The organism is Methanococcus voltae, from assembly GCF_017875395.1.
GTDB lineage: Archaea > AGJL01 > Methanococci > Methanococcales > Methanococcaceae > Methanococcus > Methanococcus voltae_C.
The window spans coordinates 151,248-174,019 of the sequence record NZ_JAGGMO010000002.1; the positions used below are offsets into that span (position 1 = coordinate 151,248).

The 22,772-nt window shown below is 28.8% G+C and carries 24 protein-coding genes; 7 read left to right on the forward strand and 17 right to left on the reverse strand.

Annotated features, from left to right (window positions below):
- Positions 1–25 precede the first annotated feature (25 nt).
- The 8 genes from J2127_RS03045 to J2127_RS03080 form a co-directional block, all read right to left on the reverse strand.
- Entirely contained in the window at positions 26–676 is a 651-nt protein-coding gene (locus tag J2127_RS03045; RefSeq protein ID WP_209732004.1) for a class I SAM-dependent methyltransferase, read from the reverse strand.
- A 224-nt stretch (positions 677–900) separates the two neighbouring features.
- Positions 901–1,857, reverse strand: coding sequence for a radical SAM/SPASM domain-containing protein (locus J2127_RS03050; RefSeq protein ID WP_209732293.1), 957 nt, complete (start codon positions 1,855–1,857; stop codon positions 901–903).
- 126 nt (positions 1,858–1,983) lie between these two features.
- Positions 1,984–3,030, reverse strand: a complete 1,047-nt coding sequence (locus tag J2127_RS03055) for a radical SAM/SPASM domain-containing protein (RefSeq protein WP_209732006.1) — start codon at positions 3,028–3,030, stop codon at positions 1,984–1,986.
- A gap of 70 nt (positions 3,031–3,100) precedes the next feature.
- Entirely contained in the window at positions 3,101–4,333 is a 1,233-nt protein-coding gene (locus J2127_RS03060) for a glycosyltransferase (RefSeq protein WP_209732008.1), read from the reverse strand.
- A gap of 16 nt (positions 4,334–4,349) precedes the next feature.
- Entirely contained in the window at positions 4,350–5,105 is a 756-nt protein-coding gene (locus tag J2127_RS03065; protein WP_209732009.1) for an AglZ/HisF2 family acetamidino modification protein, read from the reverse strand.
- A gap of 61 nt (positions 5,106–5,166) precedes the next feature.
- Positions 5,167–5,850 (reverse strand): imidazole glycerol phosphate synthase subunit HisH, encoded by a 684-nt coding sequence (hisH, locus tag J2127_RS03070; RefSeq protein WP_209732011.1) that lies wholly within the window; start codon positions 5,848–5,850, stop codon positions 5,167–5,169.
- Between the two features lie 244 nt (positions 5,851–6,094).
- On the reverse strand, positions 6,095–7,183 hold the full coding sequence (locus tag J2127_RS03075) for an N-acetyl sugar amidotransferase (RefSeq protein ID WP_245326429.1): 1,089 nt from the start codon (positions 7,181–7,183) through the stop codon (positions 6,095–6,097).
- 69 nt (positions 7,184–7,252) lie between these two features.
- A complete protein-coding gene (locus tag J2127_RS03080) occupies positions 7,253–8,524 on the reverse strand; it encodes a glycosyltransferase (RefSeq protein WP_209732015.1) in 1,272 nt (423 codons plus the stop codon).
- A 335-nt stretch (positions 8,525–8,859) separates the two neighbouring features.
- On the opposite strand from J2127_RS03080, the gene J2127_RS03085 reads away from it, so the two are divergent.
- The 7 genes from J2127_RS03085 (at position 8,860) to J2127_RS03115 (ending at position 17,405) form a co-directional block, all read left to right on the forward strand.
- Positions 8,860–11,544, forward strand: a complete 2,685-nt coding sequence (locus tag J2127_RS03085; RefSeq protein ID WP_209732017.1) for a DEAD/DEAH box helicase — start codon at positions 8,860–8,862, stop codon at positions 11,542–11,544.
- Positions 11,545–11,775: 231 nt separating this feature from the next.
- On the forward strand, positions 11,776–13,284 hold the full coding sequence (locus tag J2127_RS03090; protein ID WP_209732018.1) for a flippase: 1,509 nt from the start codon (positions 11,776–11,778) through the stop codon (positions 13,282–13,284).
- A gap of 158 nt (positions 13,285–13,442) precedes the next feature.
- Entirely contained in the window at positions 13,443–14,375 is a 933-nt protein-coding gene (locus J2127_RS03095) for a UDP-N-acetylglucosamine 3-dehydrogenase (RefSeq protein WP_209732020.1), read from the forward strand.
- Between the two features lie 89 nt (positions 14,376–14,464).
- A complete protein-coding gene (locus J2127_RS03100) occupies positions 14,465–15,823 on the forward strand; it encodes a nucleotide sugar dehydrogenase (RefSeq protein ID WP_209732022.1) in 1,359 nt (452 codons plus the stop codon).
- Positions 15,824–16,101: 278 nt separating this feature from the next.
- The gene (locus J2127_RS03105) at positions 16,102–16,620 is read left to right on the forward strand and encodes a YqaA family protein (protein ID WP_209732024.1); all 519 of its coding nucleotides are present in this window, start codon (positions 16,102–16,104) and stop codon (positions 16,618–16,620) included.
- 149 nt (positions 16,621–16,769) lie between these two features.
- Positions 16,770–17,069: a HypC/HybG/HupF family hydrogenase formation chaperone gene (locus J2127_RS03110; protein ID WP_209732025.1), complete on the forward strand. Its 300-nt coding sequence runs from the start codon at positions 16,770–16,772 to the stop codon at positions 17,067–17,069.
- Between the two features lie 138 nt (positions 17,070–17,207).
- Positions 17,208–17,405: a 4Fe-4S dicluster domain-containing protein gene (locus J2127_RS03115; protein WP_209732027.1), complete on the forward strand. Its 198-nt coding sequence runs from the start codon at positions 17,208–17,210 to the stop codon at positions 17,403–17,405.
- Positions 17,406–17,487: 82 nt separating this feature from the next.
- Here J2127_RS03115 and J2127_RS03120 read toward each other — a convergent pair whose 3' ends face one another.
- The 9 genes from J2127_RS03120 to J2127_RS03160 all read right to left on the reverse strand — a co-directional run bounded on the left by J2127_RS03120 (position 17,488) and on the right by J2127_RS03160 (position 22,730).
- On the reverse strand, positions 17,488–18,426 hold the full coding sequence (locus tag J2127_RS03120; RefSeq protein ID WP_209732029.1) for a hypothetical protein: 939 nt from the start codon (positions 18,424–18,426) through the stop codon (positions 17,488–17,490).
- Positions 18,427–18,641: 215 nt separating this feature from the next.
- On the reverse strand, positions 18,642–18,827 hold the full coding sequence (locus tag J2127_RS03125; RefSeq protein WP_209732031.1) for a DNA-directed RNA polymerase subunit K: 186 nt from the start codon (positions 18,825–18,827) through the stop codon (positions 18,642–18,644).
- A gap of 39 nt (positions 18,828–18,866) precedes the next feature.
- On the reverse strand, positions 18,867–19,073 hold the full coding sequence (locus tag J2127_RS03130) for a DNA-directed RNA polymerase subunit N (RefSeq protein ID WP_209732033.1): 207 nt from the start codon (positions 19,071–19,073) through the stop codon (positions 18,867–18,869).
- Between the two features lie 418 nt (positions 19,074–19,491).
- Complete coding sequence (locus J2127_RS03135; RefSeq protein ID WP_209590934.1) at positions 19,492–19,896, reverse strand: 30S ribosomal protein S9; 405 nt, start codon at positions 19,894–19,896, stop codon at positions 19,492–19,494.
- A 16-nt stretch (positions 19,897–19,912) separates the two neighbouring features.
- Positions 19,913–20,326, reverse strand: a complete 414-nt coding sequence (locus tag J2127_RS03140; RefSeq protein ID WP_209732034.1) for a 50S ribosomal protein L13 — start codon at positions 20,324–20,326, stop codon at positions 19,913–19,915.
- Positions 20,327–20,496: 170 nt separating this feature from the next.
- The gene (locus J2127_RS03145; RefSeq protein WP_209590936.1) at positions 20,497–20,859 is read right to left on the reverse strand and encodes a 50S ribosomal protein L18e; all 363 of its coding nucleotides are present in this window, start codon (positions 20,857–20,859) and stop codon (positions 20,497–20,499) included.
- 190 nt (positions 20,860–21,049) lie between these two features.
- Positions 21,050–21,616: a DNA-directed RNA polymerase subunit D gene (locus J2127_RS03150; protein WP_209732294.1), complete on the reverse strand. Its 567-nt coding sequence runs from the start codon at positions 21,614–21,616 to the stop codon at positions 21,050–21,052.
- Between the two features lie 193 nt (positions 21,617–21,809).
- Positions 21,810–22,184 carry a 30S ribosomal protein S11 gene (locus J2127_RS03155; protein ID WP_013179604.1) on the reverse strand — a complete coding sequence of 125 codons (375 nt, stop codon included), beginning with the start codon at positions 22,182–22,184 and terminating at the stop codon, positions 21,810–21,812.
- A gap of 9 nt (positions 22,185–22,193) precedes the next feature.
- Positions 22,194–22,730, reverse strand: a complete 537-nt coding sequence (locus J2127_RS03160; protein WP_209732295.1) for a 30S ribosomal protein S4 — start codon at positions 22,728–22,730, stop codon at positions 22,194–22,196.
- Positions 22,731–22,772 lie beyond the last annotated feature (42 nt).

Consider the following 22,772-nt stretch of genomic DNA (forward strand, 5'->3'; position numbering starts at 1 on the left):
TCACCAAATTCACCAAATTGCTAAATTATTTAGGACTTATTTCTAAGATTAAAACATTTCTCATGTGTGGGAAATTATCTACAATATTTCTGAAAATTTTTCCTTTAAACGTTAATTTGTCAGTGCTTGCTCCTGAGTTAGTATATGTAATTTTTTTAACACCATAGCCCGAAAACTCACATAATTTTGTAAGTGTCTTTGCAGATGTCCAAAAACAGTGGTCTGGGTGAACACTTTCATCTGTTCTAAAATGATTTTTTAACTCCAAAATTGACCAAGCATTTGGCGCAGTTATTATTATTCTCGTATTTGGATTACAAAATTGAGTTAAGTTTTCAAGAGCCTGTCCAGGTTTAGATAAATGTTCTATTACATCAGGAAATATGATTATATCAAATTTCTGATTATTAATATGTTCATCATATTCATTTTCTACGATATCGCCATAATAAACATTATTTACGCCATTTTCATTTAATATACGTATGGCATCCCTACTGATATCCAAACCAATTACGTCTGCAACTTTATTCAATTTTTGATGAAGCAAAGTACCTTTTTTAACTCTTTCTTCATGATAAGGATAATCACTTGCTCCGATGTGTAATACTTTTTTACCCTTACACGCATTTATCAAATAATCGTGTTTATATTTCAATATTGAATCATTTGCCATAAATTCACCGATGAACTGTAATACATTGTAATGTAGTATAACATATTGTAAAATATGTAAAATATGTAATATAAAAATAATACAAGATACCCATTATTTTTATCCATTAAAATTAAAAAGATTATTTAATTTCTAATATTTTTAATTTTAAATAACTATCAAAAATTATAATCTATTTAGTATTAATACGGATAGTTATTAGTACTTAGTATTTTAATTTATTATTAAATTCTACATTGTAGAAGTGCATAATAAGGTCTTTCTTTATTCTTTGCCATCATACAATTTTTACAAAGTTCAATACCTTTGATATCTTTAGAAACCAAATTTCTAAAGTTTTTATATTTTTTATTTTCCCATATGTCCTGTAGTGTATTATCATTACAATTTCCAAGTTTTATTTTGCCATCAAAATCTAAACAACAAGGTACTACATCGCCATTTCTTAAAATAGTCATATAATTATAAACATCAATACAACCATTTACATTATTGTTAGCTTCTTCAGATGACCAATTATGTAATTTTTGGATATTTATTCCATTTACTGAACCCCAACTATCCATGAATTCATTTAGCTGTTTTTCAGATATTTCTTCAGGGTTATAAATAGTATTTAATTTAATAATCATTTTTGAATTTCGATTATTTCTTTCAGACACTGTTTTAATTATCTTTTCTTTAATGTTTTCATATTTAAACGGAGTCCTGTAAAATTCATAATGTTCTTTAGAGAATCCGTCGAAAGAAATTTGTAATTCATCTAATTTTGAATTTAATAACTTATTGATATTTTTATCAGAAAGTGCAAAACCATTTGTAATTATTGTAATATATATTTCTTCATCTAATTCCTTGATATAGTCAATTCTTTCAGCGATTTTTGGGTCGAGTAGTGTTTCTCCAAAATTAGTTAAGTGTACTGCTTTAACGCCCCAACTTACAAGTTCTTTTACAATTTTTTTAAATAATTCATCGTCAATTAATCCTTTTTCACGAGTCATTGTAGGATGTGGACAATATTTACATTGCGAATTACAATAATTTACAGTTTCAATCTTTATAAATAATGGTTTTTTGGGTCTTTTATTATGCAATAAGGGTAATAATACATTATATGCACATTTTCCCAGTGTCAAATCTACCTTTCGATTGTATATTTTTCGGATTAAATTTCCCATAGTCACAGTATCACTCAATAAATTATAAAAATTAACAATTGAATTAAAATATAATAATATTCATTGTTTTGTAGTTAAAATATATAAATAATAATTATTAAAATATTATTAAAATATTATAAAATATTATTTTTTATCAGTAGTCCAATCATGATTCTTTTTAAGACCTATGAATGTAGCTACTCGTCTTAAAAAGCTACGATTAACTAGGAAAAATGGAGAAGGCGCCTCACATTTAGCTGTTGGTATGTAGGTATCACATTCTTTGCATTGATTGTTATCAGTTAGCTTACCATTCAATATATTCTTACGGACTTGAATATACTCCTTAGAATTCCAAATTTCGCCAAGATTCGTTTTGTTTAAGTAACCCATTGGCGTGTCATCGTCGTTATTACATAAATAAACTCCAGTATCAGAATTTATAATTACATGTTGCCATGGCTGCAAACAGTAGTTATTCTCATGCGAGATTTTGTGATTTTTCAAATTTGAATCGTATTTTGAAATATCGACCCTACCTGCCCAGGTATTTAATACGCCGAAAAGGTACTCCACATTTTCATATTTATCAAAATAACTTTTGAATTTTTGAATTTCGCCCTGCAATTGAGGCATATTTATTGTTCGTATTACAATTTTTGTTTTTTTATCCCTATTTTCCAGGAAATGATTGATATTTTTCAAAACTACGTCTAAATTACCATTTATACATAATTTTTCATATCTTTTAGGCTCCAAACTATAAAGACTCAATATTATCTGTGTTGGAGGGTATTTTTTAAAGATTTCAGCCATTTTTTCATCCAATAATGAGCCATTTGTGGTAATATTCCAATCAATTCCTTTTTCACTAAGATATTTAACGAATTTTTCAAATTCGGGATGTAATAATGATTCCCCATGACTTGCAAGACCTAAATTATCTATTAAATGACCATATTTATCCACAATATCTTTGAAATCCTCAAAAGACATATAGGTTTTCTCACGGGTAACTTTTCTCCGTATCGTTTCATTTTCTGAATTCATAGGACAGAATTTACATCGATAATTGCATTCATTTGTAAGCTCCACTATTGCCACTTTTGGCATGTACGGAAGTTTTGAAACCCTAAAGTTAAAACAGAATAAAGAAAGCATTGTTTTTAATTTTGACTTTAATTTAGACATTTAATACACCAACGATATATTCAATATATGATTTTAAATATGTATTTTTTTTATTAATTTAGATAACAAGTTAAATTATTAATTTAGTATATTCTTTTAAAATTTTTTCACAAATTATTTCCCATGAAAAACTATTTGCATATTTTGAAATCTCGTTGTAATCGATTAATTCCTTATTCAGGTATGTATCATTTATTAAATTGAATAATTCGTTCTCGTCTTTAGGATTTTTCAAAATTCTACCGTATTTTTCATCATAAAGGATATTTGGAATTCCGCCAACGTTTGAACCAATCATGTATTTATTACAACCTAAAATTTCAAACATTACTGTAGGATTTCCCTCATTTAAACTAGGTAAAACGAACAAATCACAACAATTCATCCAATTAGGTATTTCATCGTGGGGTATTTTACCCAAAAGTTGGATATTATCACTTAAATCATATTCTTTAATTAAATTAATTAAATATTCTTTTAAATGACCTTCTCCAATAATATAACATTTAAAATTCTTCGTCTGGTTCTCGTTAAAAAGTTTCAAGGACTTTATAAGAGTTTCTTGATTTTTTATCTCTATTAAATTACCCACTGTTAAAATTATATACTCATCTTTTGGAATTTTCAATTTATCTTTCAATTCATCGACATGCGATTTTTCAAAATTTTTAAATAAATTATTATATCCATTGGGGATAAGTTCTGCATCATATCCTAATTTATTTATACATTTTACGTTCTTTTCAGATACAGTGATTATTTTATCAGTATTTTTTAAAATACCTTTGATTTTGGTATTCCAGTACTCATCTTTAAACGGCAAATCATAGACATCAAACCCATGACCTGTGATAACTAAAGGTTTTCCATACTTTTCCTTTAATTTAACACCCGTATAGCCCGAACCCCAAATAAAATGCGAATGAATTAAATCAAATTCGATATTTTGACTTTTTAATAATTTATCAATCGCTTTAAATTGATTATCGCCCATTTCGTTTCTAAATTTAGATACTGGAAGATGTAAATATTTAGGATAGTAAACTTCAACATTTTTATCTTTGTAATTTTTCAAATCCGGTTTTATATCTAATTTTTTAGTAATAAAACTCAAAAATTTTGCATTTTTTAAGGTAGATACCGCCGGAACATAAGGAATTGGAGAAACAACGTAAATTTTATTGAAATTTTTTGCTAATTCATCCACTTGCCCCTTAACAAAGCTATCGCCAATGATTAAATTTTCACCATCCGGATAAAATCGAGTAATTACAAGTAAATTTTTATCTTTAAAATTTTTCAAAATTTCCCCCTCATAACTATAATTCATCTATAAAATCTGTAGGGTAATTAATAAGTACAGCCTTATTAGCCCCATAATAAACAAAAAGGCTACCTGCAGCACATGCGGAAGCCCCTGCTTGTAGTGCTTTCTTGAAATCTTCAGTGCTACTTGCCCCACCTAGTGCTATCAATGGTATAGTCAATATATTTGATAATTCATTGATTAAACTTATATTATACCCTTTATAGGTACCTTCCAAATCCACAGAATTAATAAGTAATTCACCAGCACCTAAATTTTCAAGGTTTTTCACATAATCTACGATTTTTTCATTTATAGAATTATTTTTGGAACCGTCATATACTTTTAATTTGCTAAATAAGTTTTTTTTCACATCCACTGATGCTACAATACTTTGAGAACCATATGATTGAGATAATTCTGTTAATAAATTTGGTTTTTCAAACAAAATACTGTTTAAGGAAATCTTTTCAAAACCTAATTCAAAAATTTTACTTGCTTCTTCAAAAGACTTGATTCCGCCGCCATAACAAAGAGGCATGAAACTTTGAGATGCAATTTTATCTAGTAAGCTGTAATTTATTGACGTGTGTTTTTTACTACATCCTATGTCTAAAAATATTAATTCATCGACCTCTTTATCATTAAATATCTTTACTGCATTTATGGGGTCGCCTATGTAGTTCGGATTCTTGAATTTTACAGTTTTAACGAGCCTGTTATTTTCCATTAACAAGGTAGGTATTATACGAGGTCTTAAATTGTTCATATTATCACAAATTTTATTATTTTGTACATATACATAATTGTACTATTATACTGAGGTAGGATTATAAGTTTATAAAATTCTCCATTAACTTCATACCAAATTTATGACTCTTTTCAGGGTGAAATTGAGTTGCGTAAATGTTATCTTTATTTACCGAAGATGTAAAATCAATCCCATAACTTGTAGTTGTTAAGATATCTTCCTCATTTATACAATTGACATAATATGAATGTACGAAGTAAAATCTTGGATTTTCATACATGTCTTTATATAAAGGTGTCTCTTTCTCTATTTTTACGTAATTCCAACCCATGTGTGGTACTTTTAACTTTTTATCGATTTTATTATTATTATTATCGTTATATTTATCTTTAAAAGTACTTGAAAAAGACAATGTTTCTGCATCTATCCAACCTAAACCTTCTTTTTGTCCTTCGTCACTTCTTTTCGTTATTAACTGCATTCCTAAACAGATACCTAAAGTAAATACTTTTTCATCGAGTACTTTTTCATTGAGTATATTTATCAAATCCATTTTTTCCAAATTATTCATTCCTTCGTCAAAAGCACCTACTCCTGGCAGTATAAGCTTTTTTGCATTTTTTATATCTTCTTTGCTCGATGAAATCGTAGGATTTCCGCCCATTTTCTTTATAATATTAGCTACAGATTTTAAATTTCCCAACCCGTAATTTACTATTGTAATATCCTTTTCTGAGTCATTAAATTGGCCAGTATCCATCATGATTTCACTTTATTTTTTACGATATCTACGATAAGTTACTATATTCAAATGATTGAATATAATATCAATTCCGTTAATTGCATTTATAGATTATTTGATAAAATTAAAACTATTAACTTATTTAACAAAACTATTATAAAAAATATACTAAAGTAAATTTTGTTGTTCAATGATAAAAATAAGAAGTAAGATTTAAAAGAAATATTAAATATGCCATATTTATGATATTGATATGTATTATAAATTAATAATGAATAATTTTTTTGTATAATTCTCTTAATGTACGATATATTGTATGAGTATTATATGAAGGATAATCAAAATAAGTTTTGACAGGTAAATTCATATAATCTTCGAATTCTTCTTCGGTAATCTCAAATTTATCACAAGTGTATTTTATTAAATACTTCAATTCTTTTTCAGTCATTAATGGCTCTGAAAGTTCAAGTAATGCCTCTTCTCGAGTCATTTGTTTACTGCAAATTAAACTTGAAAGATGCATTTTCCGTTTGTCAAACCCAAATCTTTCCGGCAATATATAGTTTTGAATAAAGTAGGTATATGTACTTTCACCATGTTTTTTAGAATATCGCTTATAATTTAATTCTTTTTCTAATGTTAACAATACATTCTCTTTATTATAATCTACATAATCTAGTATTCTAACTCGCCTTATATTTTTAATAAAATTCCATTTTATAAGTTTAAGTGGTGTTATGTGAGGGAATGTTTTGAATTTTTGAGTTCCAAACTTTTTTTGAATTAATTTTATATACCTCCAATCATAATGTCCATTACTCCATGAAGGCACTGCAATTTGCTCTGTTTCCACATTACTACCATTTAATATATATTTAACCCCGAATTTATCTGCCATTTGGTACAATAGTGCATTGATAGCATGATCCGTAGGAATTTCCAAATCGGGAACGCCTGCTTTTAAAAAAGACTTCTGAATATCCTTGAACTCATTCCAATCCATTACATAAGTATATAATTCTATATCCAATATTTTTAAAGTATTTTCTATATTTTGTACACTTAATTCAGAATTCCAGCCATTATCTAAATGTACTGCCAAAGGTCTTAAACCCAATTTTTTTACAAGATATGCCACGTATGTACTATCTACCCCACCACTAACTCCGATTATACAGTCGTATTTTTTGCCTTTTCCGTCCCTTTTTATGGCATTAACAACATTGTCTAGTGCTTTCTGCTTTTCGTCTTTTGATAATCCTACAGGCGGTTCACTTAATACTTTTAAAGCCCTGGTACAATGATTACAATACCCATTTTCATCAAAAACTATGTCGGGGTCACTCGTATCCATAATACACCGATTACAAATTTTGTACTCTTTTGTCATTACTATCAAACCTCAGATTTAGAAATCGTCATTCTATTGTTCCCGTGTTTTAAAACTAGCGTATAAGTTCTTTAAAGCATTTTTTTGAAAATCCCAATAATTAATTACATATTTTTCAGAAATTTCATTTTTAACATTATTTTTAAATTTATTACTAGTATTATTACTAGTATTAATAGTATTATTAGTATTATTACTAGTATTATTATTTTTAAATTCATCGTTGATTAAATATTCAAATATCTTTAAATAATCTTTTTCATTATCAATATCAATAGAAACACCCATATTATTTGACAAAGTGTAATCTTCAAACAAAGTATTTTTATTAACTACTACAGGAATCCCCATATATTGCGACTCCAGGACTTTTAGAGGCATTGCTCTACGTATATTCTCACGCATAGGGTAGCAAGCGTAAATAATATCGCATATTTTATAATAATTAGGTATTACATTATAATCAATTTGTCCCGTAAACTCTACATCAATTCCATATTTTTCAGCATATTTTTTAATTTCATCTATTTTGTGACCCTTGCCTACAATTAAAAATTTAAATTTATCAGAATAATTATACTCCAAAGTCATCTTAAAAAGTTTTTTAAAATTATCAACAGTTCTAAGACCGCCTATAAAACCAATTGTAAATTTATCTGATTTTTTTAAAGATATTTTTTCATAACTTGAGAAAGATTTGATGTCAGGAGAATTCCATATGATTGTAAATTTATCATCATCAATACCTTTGTTAGTGTAAAATTCCTTTAAACCATCGTGTTTAAATCCAATATTTTCTGAAACGGTTATTACATTATCTGCATATGATACATAGGCTAAATCCATTTTTATTATTATTTTTTTTAGAATATCCTTTTTTAAGGACGTAGTTTTACCTTCAGTCTCTAAAAATGTAAAATACAAATCATGAATGTCGTAAACCCATTTTATGCGTTTATTTTTCTCTTTACTTTTTTTGCCTTGTTTCTTTAAAATATATCCTAAAAAAGCAGTATCAAAGTCATGTGTGTGTATCGCATCAAAATCCATTTTTTTCAATATTTTGTAAGCTTTCTTGTAAAATAACGGTAAATTTTTTATAAAATCTTTCATGCCACCGTAAGATGCCTTAACGGGAATCCTAATAATCTCAATACCTTCGGGCGTGATTTCAGAAGGATTTTTGCAGTCCCTGTCCCATGCAACAATTGTTATTTTATGCCCTGCTTCATTTAGGGCTTTCGCCTCTTTTATTATCCTTGGGTCATTAGTTACAGGATTTGTTGCGGTCATTACTATTTTCATAATTTCATCCCTTATTAATTCAAACAATCATGAATAATCTAGTATTGATATTTATTTTATAATACTTTATTACTTTAAAATATTAATAAGTATTGTTTTAAATTTAAAGGCATATTAAAAAGGAATATTAAAGGAAATAATAGAGGAATATTAAAAATAAAATAAAAATAATAAAATAAAAAATCAGTATTTATTTAAATAAAGATACGATATAAATAATACAAACAAATTGTATATTTGATAGTATATGGATAGTATAATCAATTAATTTTGTAGAAGATTTTTAAATTTATAACTAGATTTATAATTAAAATTATTTATTGGAATTGATAATAATGAATAAAGAACTTTTAATGAATGTATTGTCTAAAAATGGGATAAAAAGCCTTCGACCACCTCAGGAAAAAGTATTAAACGAAGGAATACTTGAAAAAGACAAAAATTTTATAATTAGCATCCCCACTGCTTCCGGAAAAACACTTATTGGGGAAATGGCATTTATAAATCACGTATTACAACCTTTAAAGTCACAAAATGATCGTGGCAATAATAATAATAATAATAATAATAAAAATGAAGATGATAACGCTGATTTAGGATTTATGCCTAGTGGAAAGAAAGCTTTATTTATTGTACCTCTTAAAGCACTTGCTACGGAAAAATTTGATGAATTTAGGGAAAAATATAACAAATTTGGTTTAAAAATTGGCATATCAATTGGAGATTATGATAGTAAAGAAAATTTGTCAAGATACGATATTATAATTATGACATCTGAAAAACTTGACAGTCTTATGAGAAAAAAGAATACAACTTGGTTAAACGACGTTTCAGTGGTCATAATTGATGAAATACATTTATTAGGAGATAAAGAAAGAGGAGGTACATTAGAAATAGTTTTGACAAAATTAAAAATGTTGCCAATTCAAATAATAGGATTATCGGCTACCATTGGTAATTCTGAGGAACTTGCAACATGGTTAACTGCAAAACTTGTGGTTGATACATGGCGACCTGTGGAACTTAAAAAAGGACTTTATCATCCTAATGAAAATAAGGTGGATTACTATAAAATCGAGGATTACAAAGTAATTGAAGATAAAAAAGGTAAAAACAAAGAATGTAAGAATTTAAAAAATTATGGAAGTTCCAAAAGTGAAATATCAAATCTTATATTGGACTGTATAAAAAATAGTGGCTCTTGTTTGGTATTTTGTAGCTCAAAACGTAATGCAGTTTCAGAAGCTAAAAAGAATGATCTTACAAAATATTTAACAAATGATGAGCAAGAAGAATTAAACATTATTAGCTCTGAAATTTTAAATGTTCTTGAAAAACCATCTAAAACTTGCGAACAGCTTTCAGAATGTGTTAAAAAAGGAGTTGCTTTTCACCATGCAGGTTTGGCAATGAAACAACGTAAGTTGGTTGAAGACGCGTTTAGAAAAAGGCTTATAAAAGTTATTTGCTGTACCCCAACACTTTCGGCGGGTTTGAATTTACCTTGCAGGCGTGCAATAATTAGAGATACCAAGCGTTTTGATGGAACGGGATTCTCAAATATTCCCAATATGGAAATACAGCAATGTATAGGACGGGCAGGGCGTCCTGGACTTGACCCATACGGTGAAGGTATTATAGTAGTTAAAAAGTCTTCGGAAGTTGGAGATAACCTTTATATGTTGCGTGGAAAGCCTGAAGAGATATATTCTAACATATCCAATAAAAAAACACTTCGTATATTCATACTTGGAAGCATATTCTCCGGGGAAATTGTTTCATTTGAAGAATTAAAGCAATTCATGAAAAATACGTTTTATGCAGTTCAATACGGAGATTATGAAAAAATTGTAGAAGATATTAAAGATGAAGTAATATTTTTAATGGAAAATGGTTTTATCAAATATAATTTTGACTTTGACAATAATTCAAAAACAAATTTAGGAATAAATTTAAAGACAGACTCTGAAATTGAAAAAGAAGAAGAAATTTTAAACTACATTGCATCGTCTAAAAAAGAATTAAAACCAAATGCGTATAGTATAAATAATATATCCTTTGATGAAAATGGAAATTTAATATTGGGCAATTCTAAAGGTACTAAAACTACTAAAGGTAGTAAAAGTAATAAAAACGTTAAACGTAATACTAAACATAATTACGAAGAATATGAACTTATAGAAGATAAAAGTACCACCTTTAAGTCTACAAAATTGGGCAATGTTACCGCACAACAATATATCGACCCATTGAGTGCTAAAAATATTTCCGAAGGTATTATATCAATTTATAAAGGCAAAATTGACATTGCCAATGCTAAAAATATTTCCGATGTTGAAAAGAGAATTTTATATTTTATTTGTAAATCTACGGAATTGAGACCTTTATTAAGGGTAAATAAGTACGAATATGAAGATTTAGTTGAAGAAATGGTGGCTTTTGAATTTTACGAATACGAAGACTATGACAATATCTGTGCATACAAAACCTCAAAAATGATTATGGATTGGATAAACGAAGCGTCTGAAACAGACATTTTTGAGAAATATAAGGTAGAAGCAGGTATTTTAAACTATAAAATTGAGCAGATTAAATGGATTTCTCACGCTACAACCGAGATATATCGAGCTTTAGAAATGTCTGGAGCTTTTGAAGAAATTGTCTGCAATAACGAGGGTAATGGTAAAAGTGCCAATAAAATGATTCTTAAAAAAATAATTTCAGATTTACAGTTGCGTATTGAATATGGCGCTAAATCTGATCTGGTAGAATTGCTTGGTGTTAAAAATCTAGGTAGGGTAAGAGCTAGAAAACTTTTCAACGCTGATATAAAAACTATAGCAGATATTACGACTAACAGGGAATTTGTAATTAAAACTATTGGTAAAATAGGCTACAAAGTATTTGATGAGTTAAAAATCCCGTATGATGACATGATTTTAGAGGATAAAGATATGAAAATATTGGGCGAAGGTAAAAAACCTAAAAAAATTCAAAAAACACTGGATAATTTCTTCTAATCTTTTATTTTATTTCTTTTTTAATTATTTTTAATTATTTTTTATTTCATTCATCTATTTTATGTCTTTTATTTTTGCATATTTGTTAATTTTATTTAGGTTATTTTAAATAGCATGTTTAATATATTAGAAATTATCAAATTATAGATTATATTGATTAAAATCCATAAATATCATAAATTATAAAGGATCAAACACATTACAAATTTATAAAATAATTTAAGGGATATTTTGAGTTACAAACAAAAAGCAGTTAGGGGAATTGGTTGGAATTTTATGCTATTAATTTTAGCAGGTCCTATTGGCTATGGGGTGAGGATGCTATATGCAAACTATTTGCCCAAAACAGAAGTAGGTTTATTTTATGCCATATTAGATTTACTTAGTATTTTAGCTGTTTTTAGAGGTTTAGGGGTAGATGTAGCACTTACAAGATATATACCAAAATTTAAAGCAGAAGGGGATTATAAGTCCATTAAATCATCTGTAAATTTCTCATTTATATTTCAAATCAGTTTTACAGTGGTGCTAGTTGCAATACTTCTAGCTTTAAGTCCCTACATTGTCAATAACTATCTTAACAGTACTGGACAATATACTGGTAATTTGTTGATTGCTTCCGATGCTTTTATGATAATGGTGGTAGTATACTTCATATTTGAAGGTATACTCGGAGTAATATATAATGTATTAAGAGGCCTCCAAAATCAAAAGTATTTAGCCACAATTACACCATTTAAGATAAGTTTTATATTTGGTATATCATTACTGTTGATTTTATTGGGAATAAATAACGCATTTGTGCCGGTGTTGGCTTATTCGGTTGTTCCAGTTCTTGCGGTAATCTTGTACGGGATTATATTATTCAAAAAAGTTTATCCTGATTATTTCAAAATAAAATCTAAAATATCTAAAGATTTGATTAAAAAAATATTTAAGCAAGGGATACCTGCAGCCCTAACTAATTCTACATCTGTATTGATGAGTTATATTGATGGAGTATTTTTAACGATATTCGCAGGATTAATTGCAGTTGCAGAATACCGTAATGTTGCAACACCCACTATTACGTTACTTAATGTAGGCGTTGGTGCTATATCCATAGTTTTATTACCTTTAGTATCTGAATTATGGACACTTGGCAAAGTAAAGGAGTTAAATTACGGTATTACAAATATCTTCAAATATTTGATGGCATTGACTTTGCCGTTAATTATCTGTCTAAGTTATTATATGCCAGAATTTATAAATGTATTCTTTAACTCTAGTTATCTACCGGTAACCAATGCAGTTAGAATATTGATGATTAGCGCAGTATTCTCCTCATTAAATGTTATAAGTTCCGATATATTGGTAGGAGTAGGAAAACCACAGATAGCAACCAAATTTTTATATTTTGGAGCCATGGTAAATGTAATATTAAATATGTTGTTAATACCACAGTTTGGAAGCTTAGGGGCTGCTACAACTACATTGATTAGCTATTTTGCAATCCAAATGCTTATGGGCAGGTATATTAAAAAGAATATGAATTTGCAAATTAAATATAAAGAAACATTTAAATTATTAATAATTGGACTTTTGAGCTTAATACCCGTAGTAATTCTATCAAATTTCGCAATGAGTGATTTATACAGGTTAATAATTGGTTCTATAAGTTATTCTGCATTATACATATTACTAGTATTTGGATTAAAAATAATTGATATTGATGAAATTATATCCCTTATCAAAAAATAAATAGAATAGTTTATTAAAAATGTTTATTAAAATTAATATAAATTATTAATTGACACTGCATAAAATACATATTATATAAATCAATAAATTATGTCAAATAAAAATACATAAAATAGAATAATTAAATTATATTGATTAAAGGACTTAAAGGTGATAATGTGTTAAAAGTTGGCGTTATTGGCGTTGGAATGATGGGTTATAACCATGTTAGAATTTATAAAGAATTAGAAAAAAGTAAAGAAAAAGATATAAAACTAGTAGGCGTTTCAGATACTAATGAGGAAAGAGTTAATGAAATAGCAAAAGAATTCGATACAAAGGCTTTCACAGATTACAAGGAACTTATAAACGAAGGCGTTGACCTTGTTAGTATTGTTGTGCCTACCTTCTTGCATAAAAAAATTGCAAGTGAATTTATAGAGGCTGGTGTTAACGTACTTGTAGAAAAACCTATTGCAGATAGCATCGAAAATGCAAAGGAACTTATAGCGCTTGCTAAGAAAAATAACGTTAAATTAGCGGTCGGACATGTTGAAAGGTTTAATCCTGCAATATTGGAGCTTAAAAAACATATTGAGAAGGGAGTTTTAGGGGATATCGTTACGATGACTGCCAAGAGAGTTGGACCTATGACTTCACGTATCACTGACGTGGGAGTTATTCTTGACCTTTCCGTACATGATATTGATGCTATGCACTTTTTATGTGGTTCAAAAGTAAAAGACGTTTATGCAAAAGCTAAAAACGTAAAACACCCATCTGATGCTGAGGATTATGCGCTTATTATTGCAAGTTTTGAAAATGATATTGATGGAATTATTGAGACGAACAGGCTTACTCCACACAAAACTAGAAGTTTAAACATTATTGGAACTCAAGGCATAGCTTATTTGGATTACATAGACCAATCTCTCACAATATATGACGACGAATGGGTTAAAAAAGCTAAAATAGAACATTCAGAACCACTTAAAAACGAACTATTAAATGTCATTGAAAGTGTTGAAAATGGCGTAGAACCGTTAGTATGTGGAGAAGATGGACTTCACGCGTTAGAAGTTGCCCTTAAAGCTTTAAAAAGTTCAAAATAATAAAAAAGATGCAATAAACCAATATTAGCAAAATAGAATGGCAATAATATTGTTGCAATAATAGATATTATTTAAAAAAAGGTAATACAATGAGTATGTTAAATTTATCAAAAGAAGACTTTAAAAATAAATTTAAAAACGGTGAAATAACTGTAGCAGTTTATGGTCAAGGTAAAATGGGTTTACCTCTCGCAAATGTCTTTGCAGAAGCTGGTGTTAATGTAATAGGCGTCGATATTTGCGAAGAAGTTGTTGAAAACTTAAACAAAGGTATAAATCACATTACTGAAGAACCATTTTTAAGTGATTTGGTAGCTAAAAACGTTAAAAATGGGACATATTCTGCCACAACTGATGGAAAACTTGCAGCTGAAAAAGCTGACATTATGATCATACTTGTTCCGACCCTTACGGATGAAAAAGGCAATATTAAACTTGGACCGGTTTATAATGTTGCTGAAATAATAAGTAGCGGGTTAAAAGAAGGTAACATTGTTATTACAGAAGCTACAATGCCTCCTTCCACAACAGAAAGTCTTATACCAATTTTAGAAAAGAGTGGTTTAAAATTAGCAAACGGTGATTTTGGGCTTGCACATGCTCCTGAAAGGACTATGACCGGTACTGCACTTAGGGATATTAAAGGTCAATACCCTAAAATTATAGGTGCCAATGGTTCCGCGACTCTTGAAATATTATGTGGAATGTATGAAACTATAAATAGCGCGGGTATTGTGCCAATTAGTAGTATTAAAGGAGCTGAAGCAGTTAAAGTATTTGAAGGAGTTTATAGGGACGTTAATATTGGATTAGCTAATGAATTAGCACTTTGGTGTGAAGAACACAATGTTGAAGCCCTTGAAGTGTTTGAATCAGCTAATACTCAACCTTATTGCCATATTCATACACCTGGTGCAGGTGTTGGAGGTCACTGTATTCCGGTTTATCCATGGTTTGTAATCAACTCATCAGAAGAACTTAATCCACGTATTACAAAAACAGCGAGAGAATTAAACGATTATATGGCCCACCACATGGTTGAATTAACCATTAAAGGTCTTAATAGCTTTGAAAAATCACTTAAAAATGCCAAAATTCTCGTATTGGGGCTTACCTTTAGAGGGGGCGTTAAGGAATTTATGAAAAGTGCAGCTATCCCGATAATTTCAGAACTCAATGGTTGGGATGCAGATGTTTATACGTTTGACCCATTATGTGATGAAACAGACGCAGAAAGATTTGGTGCAAAATGGGCCGAATTAGAAGCTCACAAATGGGATGCAGTTATTATAACATCTGACCATGCCGAATTTAAAAATATGGACTTGGATAATTTAAAAAAGAATATGGACATTCCTTTGATTGTTGATGGTAGAAATACAATTAAACCTACCATTGCACGTGAAAAAGGATTTAAATACTTGAGTGTAGGTAATTTTAAATTATAAATAAATTATAAAAAAACTTTTTTTCTTTTTCTTTTTCTTTTTCTTTATTATAGTTTATTTTTTTATAGTCTATTTTTCTAATTCTTTGCTATTAATTATCATTCCTTTATATATGAAAAATAATATATTGTTTGATGCAATAATAATTGAAAATGATTTAAACTTATTTTAATTATTGCAATATCATTTAATTTTAATAAACATACATATTACAAAAATTTACGCAAAGTGTTTAATTTACGGTAAACGCAACAAATAAAAACGTACCAAGGTGTAGTATGAGTATAGAGTTATCTACATTTATTGACCCATTTATCGACTTCGGACTTTATTTGGTGCATAAATATGGTATTTGGGCAATATTTGTATTAGGATTTACAGAATCAATATTTCAACCATTTCCTACTGAAATATTTATGATTCCAGGTCTTACAATTGGTTTAAACTGGTTTTGGGTACTTATAGCTTCTACTGTTGGGAGTACTCTTGGTGCCATTGTCACATACTACCTTGCATCAAAATATGGGGAAAGATGGTATCACAAATTTTTTAAAAGCGATAAGTACTATGAAAAAACCAATCGTTTTTTAGAAAAATGGGGCCCCATGGGCATTATCGTTGTAGGAATTACACCGATACCTTTTGAACTAATTTGTTGGTCAGCTAGTGCTTTTAAAATGCCATTTAAAACTTACATTATTGCCGTTATAATCAGTAGGGTTTTAAAACATGGTGCTATAGTTGCACCTTTTGGATTATACGCATTTTTAAAATCGTACGGTCTTTGGCCTTTTTAAAATAACCTAGAAATTGTTATTTTTACCATATTTATTAGTTTTATTATTTCTTTTTTATTTTTATAGAATCATATAAAAAAATTGAATACCTTATCTTTAAATATTTTAAAAAACTATATAATTGTAAATTAAATTAGGTGGTAGTGAATATGTGTTTGGCAATACCTTCAAAAGTTATTGAGATTTTTGAAGAAGATGGGGAAAAATACGCAGTTGCAGAATACAAAGGCGTTAAACAAAAAGCTAAATTGGCTTTACTCGAAGATGTAAGCGTTGGGGACTATGTATTGATACATACTGGTTATGCCTTAGAAAAATTAAGTGAAGAAGATGCTAAAATAACCCTTGATACATGGGAAGAATTATTTGATGCTTTAGATGAAATGGAAGGCAAAAACGAGAATGTTAACGTTCCAGAAGATTTAAAGGGAATTATGAGAAAGGAATAACTTAAAATAATTAATAAATAATTAATAAATAATTAATAATTTAATATATCCATATTATCAATAAATTACTATTTTAAATTTTATTTAAGTATACACTTAACTAATTGATTAATTGATTAAAATTTTACGAGGAATAATTTGGTTAAAATAAAAATAGACTATAATTTCTGTAATGGTTTAGATTGTGCGGAATGCGTTAATACGTGCCCTATGGAAATATTTGATATATCGGAAGATAAAATAGTAATAGTTAATCAAGAAACTTGCGTATGGTGCAAAGTTTGTACAGATGTTTGCCCTAACGACTGTATTGCGTTAGACTTTGAATCAGATTAAAAAATAAAATATTAATAATGAAATATTAATAAAGAAATATTAAAATAAAATAAGATATTGTAATTTATTTTAAAGATTTATTTTAAAATCTTGTAACATTTGGATTTTTTAGAACTCTTTCTACATTCCAAAGTTCGTTTAAAATTTTAGATGTTAAGCATGTTTTTATTATTGGCACTTTAAAACCTATTGCTAAATGAGCAAAAGACGTATTTTCCGAATCTATCATTGGGGTAATGCCTGCATTTGTCATGTAATTTATCAAATATTTCATTTCTGTTAATGAACCTGTTGTATACGGGTTTATTTTTGAAATATCGGCTTCTTCATCCATGCTTTCAGTACATAACAAACCATCGAAATCTACGACTTCATTGGTTTCTAAATAATCTAAACCTTCTATCCTTTGGTCATAACTGGTTATTTTTGCACCCATTAAAATATCCAAGTCTTCTTCTTCTGCAATATTTGATATTATTTCAGAAAAGTCGTCTATATTATCAAAAATAGACTTACAGACGAATTCACCATCCATGTTTCTAGATTGATATTTAGGATAGATATTTCCAATGATGAATTCATAAATATGTATCATTTCCCCTATTGACTCCGCCATAGGAAATACGATTAATTGATTACCTTTTTTATCTGAAGCGATTGGACAACTTACTACAGGCAAATCAGATGATAAAATACCGCCTATGTGTTTAAACATTGGTATATTAATACTGTTTGATGCAGCCCTAGCAACACTAACTGACGCACTCATTGTAATCATGGGATTGTCAACATTTGTGTCACAAATTATTGCGTCAATGAAATCCTGATCGTATGCTGGATACCCTACGATTTCAGGAGCTATTACATTTTCAATGTCTGAAATTACATATTCTGGATTATCCACATCTATAACATCGTATCCTATTCCTTTTTCGGTTATTGTGGATATTTTAACCTGAATTTTGGAATTTTTGAATACTTTCTTTGCAGTTACTCTTTTTATAGCTGTTTCATATTCCAAATAAATCCCCTGTTTTGATTTTTAAATTATTATGATATCAATATTGATAATAACTTTATTGATAATAAATTAATAGATTGGTAAAATTAGACGAAATAAAGCATGGTTATTAGTTGGTAAATTAATATTTGTAAAGTAATAACTAAGAAAATTAATAGAAATTTGAGAAAATTATATGATATATGTGATTATGTAAATAATTGATAATATTGATATTATTCATCTAATTTAATAACTTTAGGTTTTTTGATTGTTAAGGGTACAACATCGTTGGTTACCTCTTCAATTGCTAAATCTAAAGAAGAACTACTTTCTGAATCTACAGTAGTTGGTGCTCCACCAGAAATTTGCAAGGCTCTTGAACCTATTAATCTCGCTTTTTCAAATTTTGTATAGCTCAAAAAATCACCCGCACGTAATTGTGAGTAATAGTAAATTATTTATTTATATTCCATAACATCGTCAAATAAATCTTTTTCGTTTTGTAATCTGTGAGATGCAAACATTCTTCTACAACAGTATTTTGTGATTTGCAAGTCATCTAAAATATCATCTGGTTTTTCCCCATTACTAAGTCTTTCGTGGTATTCTTCGTATACTTCAGAAACGACAGTTCCACAAGAAAAGCATCTAACCGGAAACATCATGTTATCACCTTTTGCCGGTAATTATTAAGTGTTTAAAGTGTATTGATTCTCATTAATATTTATTAAGCTATTATTTATTAATATCTATTTTAGGATACATATTTATGATACATATGTTTTACATTATGTTTTATATTACCAAGTATTTAAAATTATAATTGTTAACATTACGTTAATAAAGTTAAATCTGATAAAAAACTTAAAAACTTAAAATCTAAAGCTTAAAACTTAGTAAACCATAATTTCTCAATATATTATTATTTTACTAATTGAAATGGACATTAATGACCCAATAAACTTAATAAGATTAATAATAGTAAAATCTAAAACTTAAAAATCAATAATTATTCAATATATGACTAATTCATAATTAATTTAATTCATAAAAGTAAAATCTAAAAGATAAATAGTAAATAATTTATCTGTATGATTTTTGTCTTTTAGCTCTTGGACCTTTTGAAGACTTACTTGGTTTGTGTGGTTCAGTTCTTCTTGCGTCACTAACTAACATTGTTCTGTCGTAAGCTAAGTACTTATCTTTTAATTCGAGGTTTCCTACGAATTCTACGATTGCTTTACCTAAAGCAGTTCTTGCTGCTTCTGCTTGACCAACAGCACCGCCACCTTTAACGTCGATGTCGATGTTAATGTTGTTTATTTCTTCACCAGCTAAGATAACAGGTTCCATTAACTTCATTTTTAAGTATTTGGATTCTGTTAATTCTATAGGCTTTTTGTTAATTCTAATTCTTCCGTTTCCTTCTTTAGCAGTAGCTCTTGCAACTGCAGTTCTTCTTTTTCCTACTGTATTGATAACTTTCACGCTAAATCACCTCAAATTAAAATTTAGCACCTAAGAAGCTACTTAATTCTCCCAAAGTTACGTACTTGTTGGTTTTTGGTATTGAACCTAAAATGATATCCGCTTCAACACCTGCAGGAGCTCCTACTTCAACTTTGATGTTTTTGAAAGCTGCTACTCCTCTTGGTTTTTTGTAAGGGAGCATGCCTCTGATAACTCTTCTTAATATGTCTTCTGGTCTTCTTGGGAATTTTGGACCCATTTTTTTAGGGTTGGAAATACTTTTTCTGTTTCTTAATTGCACGTATTTTTGGAAAACAAATTCTTTGCTACCAGTCATAATTGCTTTTTCAGCGTTGATAATGGTAACTTCTTCACCGCTTAATGCAACTTTAGCAACGTATGAAGCTAATCTTCCAACTACAGCGTTTTCAGCATTAATAACAACCATGCTTATCCACCTTTCGTGTTTATCGTTCGTATATTATTTATAATTGTAATTACGAGTATAATTAGTATGACTATTGTAAATAACTATTATTTAGCAATTAATAAGCTAATAAAAAACTTTTAAAATATTAAAATCCAAAACTTAGAATTTTAAAATTTTAGAAATCTCAATTATGCCATTATAACTACTTTTGAACCTTTAGGGTTTTGCTCTACGAGTTCTGGGATTGTTATACATTTTCCACCGGCAGCTTCAATAGCTAATTTAGCGGTGTTTGAAAAATTAAATGCAGCTACTGTAACATTTTGTTTTAATGAACCAGCACCTAAAACTTTTCCAGCTACTACGATTGTGTCATTTTCTGAAGCATATCTGTTTATTTTACTGATATTTACTTCTGCTCTTCTTCTTGATGGTTTTGCCATTCTTTTAGCAACGTCTTTCCAAATTGGTGCTTCATTTTTAAAAGCTGCTTCTTTTAAGAATTGTACCAATCCGTGTACTTCAGGGTTTGTTGCAAGTAACTTTCTCATGATTTTCACCATGTCATGTTTGATTATCTTATCGTTTTTCTAATATTAAATATTTATGAATAATCTAAGAATATTATAAATAATATTGTTTCGTGAAATTTTTGGAATTAATTACATCAAATATGCTAGATATTTGATATATTTAACTAATATATGTGTATCGTATTTAATTAAATTATTAATTAATTAATTAATTAAATACATGACTTTCTAATTCAATTAAGCAGGTTTCTGCCTTATTTTTAAGAATTTCTAATGCAGATCTTACTAAATCCTCAGCTTCCATATTTTTGTGTGATTCTATCTTAAACTCTACGAGGTTATCTTCGAGTTGTGTATATACCACGTTGCATGGTTGCCATTTTGAATGAATTTTACCGGTTCCTACCAATGCTTCACATTCAGCTTCTAATTTTTGACCTTCTGACAATTTAACCAAAGGTATGTTCTCAAAAGCAGGTTCCCCAACTTCTGATTTTAAATCTGATGAGTAAACTGTGCAAGGTCCTTCTTTAGATACTACAAATGTTATTAATTCATCAGAACTTACAGGTTTTCCTTTTATAGGTACCATACCTAACCTATGAGCTAAAACTTCATCGTACATTGATGATGTGTTTTCATAGAAAAAAACATTTTCTATAGCATAAGTTGGTAATTCTGATATCATTATTCTTCTTAATGCACTGGAAAAAGACAAAGGAGCTTCAACTTTCATAGTTATAATTTCCCCGGTTCTTTTTACCTCTTTTTGCATATCAGTTATCAAAAAAATCACCAAATCAATTTCATAAATATTTAATAACTACTTAATGGGTATTTATCATCTAATTATCTAATAAATTACCATAAATTCATTATAAACTTTAATTCTAAAATATAGGAATAATTAAAAGTAAAATTGATTAATTTATTCGTTATATTTTGAATAAATTTATAAATTAGATTAATTATCTGTTTTTCCTTTTAGGTGTTGTACCATCGTGTGGAATTGGTGTAGCATCTTCGATTCTACCGATTCTAATTCCTGCTCTTGATAAAGCTCTGATAGCTGCTTGAGCACCTGGTCCTGGGTTTTTGGATTTTTGTCCACCAGCACCTCTTACTTTAACGTGAACGTGGTCGATACCTTTATCTCTGATTAAATCAGCGATTTTGAATGCTGCTTGCATTGCTGCGTAAGGTGATGACTCATCTCTCTGGTTTCTTACAATCATACCACCAGATACCTTAGCAATTGTTTCTGAACCTGTTACATCTGTAACATGAAGTATTGTGTTGTTGTATGATGCGTATATGTGCACTACTCCCCATTTTTGACTCATTTAATCACCTTATTGTTTTTCGTCTGCAACGGCTTTTGTTCTTTCAGGATGATTTTCAGCAGCCAGTGGTGAAATACCAACGTATGAAATAGCATCATTTTCTTCAAGTGCAACTAAGTATGAAGGTGATGATACTTTTCTACCGTTAACTGCAATGTGACCGTGTACGATAAATTGTCTTGCTTGTTTTGGCGTTCTTGCTAAACCTTTTTTGTACACAATTGTCTGTAATCTTCTGTCTAAGATACTTTCAATGTTTAATGACAAGATGTGGTCTAATGTTGGCTCTTGTTCAACTAAGATACCGTATCTTTTCAAAACAGCGAATAACTGAACAGCTTCTTTAGCACCTTGTGCTGTTGTGTTGCTGATAAGTTTTCTTGCTTGTCTTCTGTAGTTTCTTAATTGTGTTTCCATTTTCCACAATTCTTTTTTATTTGTTAAACCATACTTTTGACTTAAATCTCTTTCCTTGTTTATTCTTTCGCCAATCCAAGGATGATTAGGTGTGTCGTATTTTTTACTTAACCTTCTTGGGTCTCCCATGTTTTCACCTTTTTGCATTTGCATTTGCTTTTATTCGCATTT

Bases quoted from the DNA above. Each gene is read 5' to 3' on its own strand.
- J2127_RS03045 (WP_209732004.1), bottom strand. From the start codon at position 676: ATGGCAAATGATTCAATATTGAAATATAAACACGATTATTTGATAAAT.
- J2127_RS03050 (WP_209732293.1), bottom strand. From the start codon at position 1,857: ATGGGAAATTTAATCCGAAAAATATACAATCGAAAGGTAGATTTGACA.
- J2127_RS03055 (WP_209732006.1), bottom strand. From the start codon at position 3,030: ATGTCTAAATTAAAGTCAAAATTAAAAACAATGCTTTCTTTATTCTGT.
- J2127_RS03065 (WP_209732009.1), bottom strand. From the start codon at position 5,105: ATGAACAATTTAAGACCTCGTATAATACCTACCTTGTTAATGGAAAAT.
- hisH (WP_209732011.1), bottom strand. From the start codon at position 5,850: ATGATGGATACTGGCCAATTTAATGACTCAGAAAAGGATATTACAATA.
- J2127_RS03075 (WP_245326429.1), bottom strand. From the start codon at position 7,183: ATGGATACGAGTGACCCCGACATAGTTTTTGATGAAAATGGGTATTGT.
- J2127_RS03080 (WP_209732015.1), bottom strand. From the start codon at position 8,524: ATGAAAATAGTAATGACCGCAACAAATCCTGTAACTAATGACCCAAGG.
- J2127_RS03085 (WP_209732017.1), top strand. From the start codon at position 8,860: ATGAATAAAGAACTTTTAATGAATGTATTGTCTAAAAATGGGATAAAA.
- J2127_RS03100 (WP_209732022.1), top strand. From the start codon at position 14,465: ATGAGTATGTTAAATTTATCAAAAGAAGACTTTAAAAATAAATTTAAA.
- J2127_RS03105 (WP_209732024.1), top strand. From the start codon at position 16,102: ATGAGTATAGAGTTATCTACATTTATTGACCCATTTATCGACTTCGGA.
- J2127_RS03110 (WP_209732025.1), top strand. From the start codon at position 16,770: ATGTGTTTGGCAATACCTTCAAAAGTTATTGAGATTTTTGAAGAAGAT.
- J2127_RS03130 (WP_209732033.1), bottom strand. From the start codon at position 19,073: ATGATGTTTCCGGTTAGATGCTTTTCTTGTGGAACTGTCGTTTCTGAA.
- J2127_RS03140 (WP_209732034.1), bottom strand. From the start codon at position 20,326: ATGGTTGTTATTAATGCTGAAAACGCTGTAGTTGGAAGATTAGCTTCA.
- J2127_RS03145 (WP_209590936.1), bottom strand. From the start codon at position 20,859: ATGAGAAAGTTACTTGCAACAAACCCTGAAGTACACGGATTGGTACAA.
- J2127_RS03150 (WP_209732294.1), bottom strand. From the start codon at position 21,616: ATGCAAAAAGAGGTAAAAAGAACCGGGGAAATTATAACTATGAAAGTT.
- J2127_RS03155 (WP_013179604.1), bottom strand. From the start codon at position 22,184: ATGAGTCAAAAATGGGGAGTAGTGCACATATACGCATCATACAACAAC.
- J2127_RS03160 (WP_209732295.1), bottom strand. From the start codon at position 22,730: ATGGGAGACCCAAGAAGGTTAAGTAAAAAATACGACACACCTAATCAT.